Consider the following 7,210-nt stretch of genomic DNA (forward strand, 5'->3'; position numbering starts at 1 on the left):
CTTCCGCTACGCTTTTAGGGGTAATAAATGAATCTTATCAGCATTCCTGCATTTCAGGACAACTACATCTGGGTTCTTAGCGCGGATAACGGCCGCTGTTTGATCGTCGATCCTGGCGAAGCGGCGCCCGTGCTGGCCGCTATCGCGGAGCACGGCTGGCAGCCGGAGGCCATTTTTCTCACCCACCACCACCACGATCACGTTGGCGGCGTGAAACAACTGTGCGAAAAATTCCCCAACATCGTGGTTTACGGACCGGCAGAAACCCAGGATAAGGGAACGACGCGTCTCGTTGCCGACGGCGATCGGGTCGTTGTTTTAGGCCACGAATTTTCTATTTTCTCCACGCCAGGTCACACTTTAGGACACATCTGTTTCTACAGTGAACCTTATCTATTTTGTGGCGATACAATGTTTTCCGGCGGCTGCGGCAGACTCTTCGAAGGGACGGCAGAGCAGATGTATCAATCATTTAAGAAAATAGCGGCGCTCCCAGACGATACGCTGGTATGTTGCGCACACGAGTATACTTTAGCAAATATGAAGTTTGCTCTGAGTATCCTGCCACAGGATATGGCTATAAATGATTACTACCATAAAGTTAATGAGTTACGTGCAAAAAACCAAATGACACTACCGGTAATTCTCAAAAATGAGCGCCGTATAAATTTATTTTTACGCACGGATGATGATGATTTAATTAAAGAAATATCCAAAGAAACAAATTTGCAACACTCTGCACAGCGATTCGCGTGGTTAAGGTCAAAGAAAGATGACTTCTGACATTTAACTCTTGTCATTCGCGAACTTCACCGTTATTCTTGCTCGTCTTTTAAGCAACTATTGACACACACATGAAGGCACGAGCGATTTTACTCGTCTCTGTCCTGCTGGCGGGGTGCCAATCGTCTAATCACGATGGCAACGTTCAACAGCACGCACAGAGCCTTTCTGCAGCTGGTCAAGGGGAAGCAGGTAAGTTCACAAGTCAAGCGCGCTGGTTAGATGATGGAACCTTCTACGCGCAAGACCAGGATCTGTGGACTTCCATAGGCGACGAGCTAAAGATGGGAATTCCGGAAAATACCCGGATTCGCGAACAGAAACAGAAGTACTTACGTAATAAGAGCTATCTCCACGATGTAACTTTACGGGCAGAGCCGTATATGTACTGGATAGCCGGGCAAGTTAAGAAACGTAACATGCCAATGGAACTGGTATTACTACCCATAGTGGAGAGCGCTTTTAACCCGCATGCAACGTCTGGCGCCAATGCCGCAGGCATTTGGCAGATCATTCCGAGCACCGGGCGCAATTATGGTTTAAAGCAGACCCGCAGCTACGATGCGCGTCGTGACGTCGTCGCCTCTACTACGGCGGCGCTGAACATGATGCAGCGTCTGAATAAGATGTTTGACGGCGACTGGCTGTTGACCGTCGCAGCTTATAACAGCGGTGAAGGCCGGGTACTGAAGGCAATGAAAGCGAATAAATCACGCGGCAAGCCCACTGATTTTTGGTCGCTTTCATTACCACAGGAAACCAAGATTTACGTACCTAAGATGCTGGCTTTGAGCGATATTCTCAAAAACAGCAAGCGCTATGGTGTGAAGCTGCCGACGGCAGACGAAAGCCGTGCGCTGGCGCGAGTTCGCCTCGATAGTCCGGTTGATATTAGCCAACTGGCCGATATGGCAGGAATGCCCGTCGGCAAGCTGAAGACATTCAACGCCGGAGTAAAGGGATCAACCCTGGGCGCGAACGGGCCGAAGTACGTGATGGTGCCACAGAAACATGCCGCTCAGCTGCGTGAGTCTCTGGCCTCTGGCGACATTGCTGCCGTACAGCCAACGCAGCTCGCGGCCAACGCGCCGTTGACCAGCCGCAGCTATAAGGTTCGTTCAGGCGATACCATTTCCGGGATCGCCTCACGTCTCGGCGTATCGACGCAAGATTTGCAGCAGTGGAATAATCTGCGCGGATCCGGGCTGAAAGCGGGCCAGGAGCTGGTAGTTGGCGCCGGTAGCAGCGCGACGCGTCTTGCGAACAACAGCGATAGCATCACCTATCGCGTACGCAAAGGCGACTCGCTGTCGAGCATCGCAAAACGACATGGCGTGAATATTCGTGATGTGATGCGCTGGAACAACGGCACCGATGACCTGAAACCGGGCGATCAGCTCACGCTGTTTGTAAAAAATAGCGGCCGGCCGGATTCCTGATATACCTGATAAAAAAAGGCACCGTCTCCCGGTGCCTTTTCTTTTTATACCGCTTTATGCGCTTCAAACATGATGGTATCGCTGGTAAAGGAGCCGTCGTCCTGTAAGGCAAAGTAGGCTTTTACCTCTGCCGAGGCGCTATCCTGATAGAGGCGAATCGCTGCTGCCAGCGCCTCCGGCGTACGCATACGCGCCACCCATGAGCTGAACTCCAGCGGCAGGCGGTCGGTCGATAAACTATTCGTGACCAGCCCGGCATCGTTCGCCAGCGCCAGCCACTCTCCGCTGGAATAGTTGCGAACGTGAGAGGTATCGCGCAGCGCTTCAACCGTTTGCAGCCACACGTCACGAACCGGATGTCCCGGTGACATGACGTCCATAATAATCAGCACCCCACCCGGCTTGAGAACGCGTTTGACCTCGCGCAGCGCCTGGCCAACATCATGCCAGTGATGGGCAGAATAGCGGCTAATCACCACGTCAAAGCTGTCCGCCGCAAAGGGCAGTGTTTCCGCATAGCCCTGCTGGGTCCTTATATTGGAAAAACCTTTATCCTGGGCGGCCTGCGCCACAACGTCCAGCATCTGGCTGGATAAATCATATGCCGTTACCCCTGCCACCTGCCCGGCCGCAGCAAAGCTGGCATGCCCGGCGCCGCAGCCCATATCGAGAACCTGCGCAGCGGGGAAATCAGCCAGCCGCTCGGCCAGCCGCTGCAGATCGCGTCCCGATGCGTGTACGGCGCTGGTCAGGTAAGCGCTGGCCTGTGAGCCAAACTGCTTTTCGACGTTGTCATGGTGAGAGCGTGTTGTCATTATGTTGTCCTTCGGTTGTTTGAATAATAAAGGCAGCACCTTGCTTGCGCAGGCCCGCCCCATGGCAGGCCTGACGTACCTTAATTAATCAGGCTTGCCGGGACTGAATTCGACGAGTAGCGGATTGTGATCGGAGGCGCGGGTGACCAGCACCGAGGCATCGTGCACGCTTAATCCCCGGTAGAACACAAAATCGAGCGGGCGACCAAAGGTGCGGCGGCGCTGATCGTCAGAAAAACGAACCTCGCGCAGCGACATTTCGCGGGCAAAGCGATAGAGCGCATTCATGCGCGGTCGGCTCCAGGCATTAAAGTCGCCGGCCATAATAACCGGGCCGCTGTGGTGCGCTATCTGGTCGCCGATAGGTAACAGCTGCTTGCTGTAGACATCAACCCCAAGGCTGAAGTTAACCGCATGGATGTTCACCACCATCAGCAAACGCATATCCGGCAGCGGGTAGACGGTCACAAGCGCCGATTTAGCCAGACGCAAAATGGGTTCGCGTTCGCGCAGAGGGCAGCAGTAGACCGGATGAGTCGAAGCCAGCGTCATGACGCCAGAGGGGTGCTGAGGCAGAACGAGTGCGGGAACCTGATCGGCGGCCAGATAGTTGGTCGTGGCGAATCTGACCAGTTCGGGCGTCGTTTGCGCCTCTTGTAACAGCACCAGATGGGCGTCTTTACCGAAATTATTCAGCACTGACTTCCACTCGGCCCGCTGCTGTTTAAAGATATTCCACACCAGCACGCGGATCTTCTCATCGCTGCTTAAAGGGACGCCTGGCGGGAAACCATGGCTAAGGCTTGCAAACGACCCCGGAGGCAAAATTCTCTCCGCAGGCTGTCCGGCGACATAGCGCATAGCATAAGTATTCTTTCGCAATTTAGGCATCAAACCTCGATAACATGAAACCGGCCTGACTGCGGCCGGTTATTCTGTTATAGGGATTTTCGTATGCACTTTCAATGCAATTCGCGAGAAACCTTTATCCTTCGACGGAAACCGCCTTTGCCGGGCGAGATTTATCCAGGCGACCGCTCAGTATGACCAGCAGCAGCGCAGCCAACACAATTACCGCGCCAATCCACGGCGTCTCGGCCAGGCCATAGCGCTCTACGGTTTGTCCGCCAATAATAGAGCCTAAAGCGATACCGACGTTAAAAGCGGCAATGTTAAGGCCGGAGGCAACGTCGACGGCGCCGGGCGTGTACTGTTCCGCTTTCTGTACGACATAGACCTGCAGGCCCGGCACGTTGCCGAAGGCAAAGATTCCCATCACCAGCACCGTTGCCAGCGCAGCATACTGGATACTGGCCGTCAGCTGGAACACCAGCAGCAGCACAACCAGCGCAGCAAAGATAATCTTCAGTGCGGCTACCGCTCCGTGTCTGTCGGCCAGCCTGCCGCCCCAGACGTTACCCAACGCCACTGAAACACCGTAGCCCAGTAAAATCCAGCTCACCGCAGACGAACTGAAACCGGCAAGGTCCTGCATCATTGGTGCGAGGAAGGTAAACGCCGTGAAGACGCCGCCATATCCCAGGGCGGTAATGGCATAGATGATCAGCAAGCGCGGATGGGTTAACACCTGCATCTGATCGCGCAGGCTGGCGCTGGCCCGACCCGGAATATTGTTCGGCACCAGAATCAGGCTGCTCACCAGCGCAATCACGCCAAGGATGGAAACCGCAAGGAAGGTTTCACGCCAGCCGAAATGCTGGCCGATAAAGGTACCGATAGGCACCCCGGTGACCAGCGCCACGGTCAGACCGCCAAACATGATGGCAATCGCCGATGCGGCCTTCTCTTTAGGCACCAGGCTGGTCGCAATGGTAGAACCAATCGAGAAGAACACGCCATGCGCCAGGCCGGTAAGCAGGCGGGCGAAAATCAGCGTTTCATAACCCGGCGCCTGCCAGGCGAGCAGGTTGCCGGCAGTGAACAGCACCATTAGCGCCAGCAGCAGCTGTTTGCGCGGCATGCGGCCGGTCAGCGCCGTCAGCACCGGGGCGCCGATCGCAACGCCCAGCGCGTAGATAGAAACCAACAGACCCGCTGAAGGCAGTGAGATGGCCAGCTGTTCTGCGATCGTCGGCACCAGGCCGACAATTACAAACTCGGTGGTACCAATCGCAAAGGCACCGATAGTTAAGGCAAGTAGCGCCAGTGGCATAATTTACTCCGTAGCATCAGGATTAAGATGACACGTAGTATGCAGGGATGCTTAAATAACAAAAACTATCAAAGTCTCAATAGAATTTTGCTACAGGTGCAATAATGAGAGCAACATCAGAAGAGATTGCCATCTTTGTCGCCGTGGTGGAAAGCGGAAGCTTTAGCCGGGCGGCGGAACAGCTGGGACAGGCAAACTCCGCCGTCAGCCGGGCGGTAAAAAAGCTGGAATCAAAGCTTAGCGTCAGCCTGCTTAACCGAACGACTCGCCAGCTAAGCCTGACCGAGGAGGGAGAACGCTACTTTCGCCGTATGCAGGTGGTGCTTCAGGAGATGGCGGCGGCGGAAAATGAGCTTCTGGAAACGCGGACGACGCCAAGAGGATTGCTGCGGGTAGATGCCGCCACCCCGGTGATGCTCCACTTTCTGATGCCGCTGGTGAAGCCTTTTCGCGAGCGCTATCCAGAAATGACCCTCGCGCTGGTGTCGTCAGAAACCTTCATCAACCTGATTGAGCGTAAGGTTGATGTTGCGATCCGCGCGGGTACGTTGACGGATTCCAGCCTGCGCGCCCGGCCGCTGTTTAACAGCTACCGCAAAATCATCGCCTCACCTGACTACCTCTCCCGCCACGGCACGCCGCAGGATGTAGCCAGCCTTAAAGATCATCAGTGCCTGGGTTTTACTGAACCCCTTTCACTAAATACCTGGCCAGTCTCCTGCTGCGATGGTCAGCTGCTGGAAGTCAGCTGCGAGATATCCTCCAATAGTGGGGAAACCATCAAGCAGCTGTGCCTGGCCGGTAACGGCATCGCCTGTTTATCGGATTATATGGTGAATCAGGAGATTGCGAGCGGAGAGTTTGTCGAGCTTCTTGCCGACAAGCGGCTGCCGGTAGAAATGCCCTTTAGCGCCGTTTATTACAGCGACAGAGCGGTCAGTACCCGGATTAGGGCGTTTATTGATTTTCTCAGCGAGCACGTAAAACAGCTCCCGAAGGAGCTGTAGAGGGTTAAATAAAGGCTACAGAGGGTGGGTTATTTTAATCCCACTCGGGGGCAAGACCTTCCGGGCTAACCAGACGATCGTTGCAATCCAGCGCGGCGATCGCAGTACGATCTTCCTCATCCAGCTGCAGATCCTGAGCTTTCAGGTTGCTCGCCAGATTTTCACGTTTAGTTGAAGACGGGATCACCGCGTAGCCTTCTCCCAAAGCCCAGGCCAGTATCACCTGCGCAGGCGTTGCGCTGTGCTTCGCGGCAATACCTGAAATAACTTCATCTTTCAGTGCCTTACCATATGCCAACGTCATGTACGAGGTGATATGGATACCGTGCGCCGTCGCCCAATCTACAGTCTTGCGGTTCTGCAGGTAGGGGGATAGCTCAATCTGATTGGTAGCAATGTTTTCAGCGCCGACGGCAGCAATCGCGCGTTCCATCAGCGGAATCGTGAAGTTTGAAATCCCGATCTGTCGAGTCAGCCCCAGCTCTTTAGCTTCCAGCAGCGCCGGCATAAACTCTTCAACGGCAACGGCATCGCCCGGCGAAGGCCAGTGGATCAGCGTCAGATCGACATAATCAGTACGCAGTTTTTTCAGGCTCTCTCTCAGGCTGGCAATGAGCGCGCCCTTGCTCAGGTTTTCGATCCAGATCTTGGTGGTGATAAACAGCTCATCACGCGCCACGCCGCTTTCAGCGATGGCCTGGCCAACGGCCGCTTCGTTATCATAGATCTGGGCGGTATCAATAGTACGGTAGCCCAGTTCCAGCGCCGTTTTTACCGACGCGATAACCACATCATCTTTCAGACGGAAGGTTCCAAGACCAAATGCGGGGATTGCCATAAATTCCTCTTTTTTACTTAGTGTTAACTCATTGAGAACATTATGGCTGATGCATCAGAAGGGAAAAAGATCGATAAATGCAGAGGATTTTTGCTGAAACAGCAACAATAGTACGACGAAAAAAGAAAAAGCCCTGAGCAAATGCTCAGGGCTTT

7 protein-coding genes are annotated in these 7,210 nt (G+C 54.3%); 3 read left to right on the forward strand and 4 right to left on the reverse strand.

Annotated elements, in window-relative coordinates; genetic code table 11:
* Nucleotides 1-27: 27 nt before the first annotated feature.
* Together gloB and mltD are read left to right on the forward strand one after the other, a co-directional pair.
* Complete coding sequence (gloB, locus tag RTE01_RS16415) at nucleotides 28-783, forward strand: hydroxyacylglutathione hydrolase (RefSeq protein ID WP_134525269.1); 756 nt, start codon at nucleotides 28-30, stop codon at nucleotides 781-783.
* 71 nt (nucleotides 784-854) lie between these two features.
* Nucleotides 855-2,222 (forward strand): murein transglycosylase D, encoded by a 1,368-nt coding sequence (gene mltD, locus RTE01_RS16420; protein ID WP_141335187.1) that lies wholly within the window; start codon nucleotides 855-857, stop codon nucleotides 2,220-2,222.
* A 44-nt stretch (nucleotides 2,223-2,266) separates the two neighbouring features.
* On the opposite strand, the gene RTE01_RS16425 is transcribed toward mltD, so the two are convergent.
* The 3 genes from RTE01_RS16425 to RTE01_RS16435 form a co-directional block, all read right to left on the reverse strand.
* Nucleotides 2,267-3,037 (reverse strand): class I SAM-dependent methyltransferase, encoded by a 771-nt coding sequence (locus RTE01_RS16425; protein WP_115193529.1) that lies wholly within the window; start codon nucleotides 3,035-3,037, stop codon nucleotides 2,267-2,269.
* Between the two features lie 84 nt (nucleotides 3,038-3,121).
* On the reverse strand, nucleotides 3,122-3,919 hold the full coding sequence (locus RTE01_RS16430; protein WP_115194019.1) for an endonuclease/exonuclease/phosphatase family protein: 798 nt from the start codon (nucleotides 3,917-3,919) through the stop codon (nucleotides 3,122-3,124).
* Between the two features lie 103 nt (nucleotides 3,920-4,022).
* On the reverse strand, nucleotides 4,023-5,210 hold the full coding sequence (locus RTE01_RS16435; protein ID WP_141335189.1) for an MFS transporter: 1,188 nt from the start codon (nucleotides 5,208-5,210) through the stop codon (nucleotides 4,023-4,025).
* 104 nt (nucleotides 5,211-5,314) lie between these two features.
* On the opposite strand from RTE01_RS16435, the gene yafC reads away from it, so the two are divergent.
* Nucleotides 5,315-6,217 carry a DNA-binding transcriptional regulator YafC gene (gene yafC, locus RTE01_RS16440; protein ID WP_041144158.1) on the forward strand — a complete coding sequence of 301 codons (903 nt, stop codon included), beginning with the start codon at nucleotides 5,315-5,317 and terminating at the stop codon, nucleotides 6,215-6,217.
* Between the two features lie 34 nt (nucleotides 6,218-6,251).
* On the opposite strand, the gene dkgB is transcribed toward yafC, so the two are convergent.
* A complete protein-coding gene (dkgB, locus tag RTE01_RS16445; RefSeq protein WP_041144157.1) occupies nucleotides 6,252-7,055 on the reverse strand; it encodes a 2,5-didehydrogluconate reductase DkgB in 804 nt (267 codons plus the stop codon).
* Nucleotides 7,056-7,210 lie beyond the last annotated feature (155 nt).

The sequence above is a fragment of the Klebsiella terrigena genome (assembly GCF_006539725.1).
Lineage (GTDB): Bacteria > Pseudomonadota > Gammaproteobacteria > Enterobacterales > Enterobacteriaceae > Klebsiella > Klebsiella terrigena.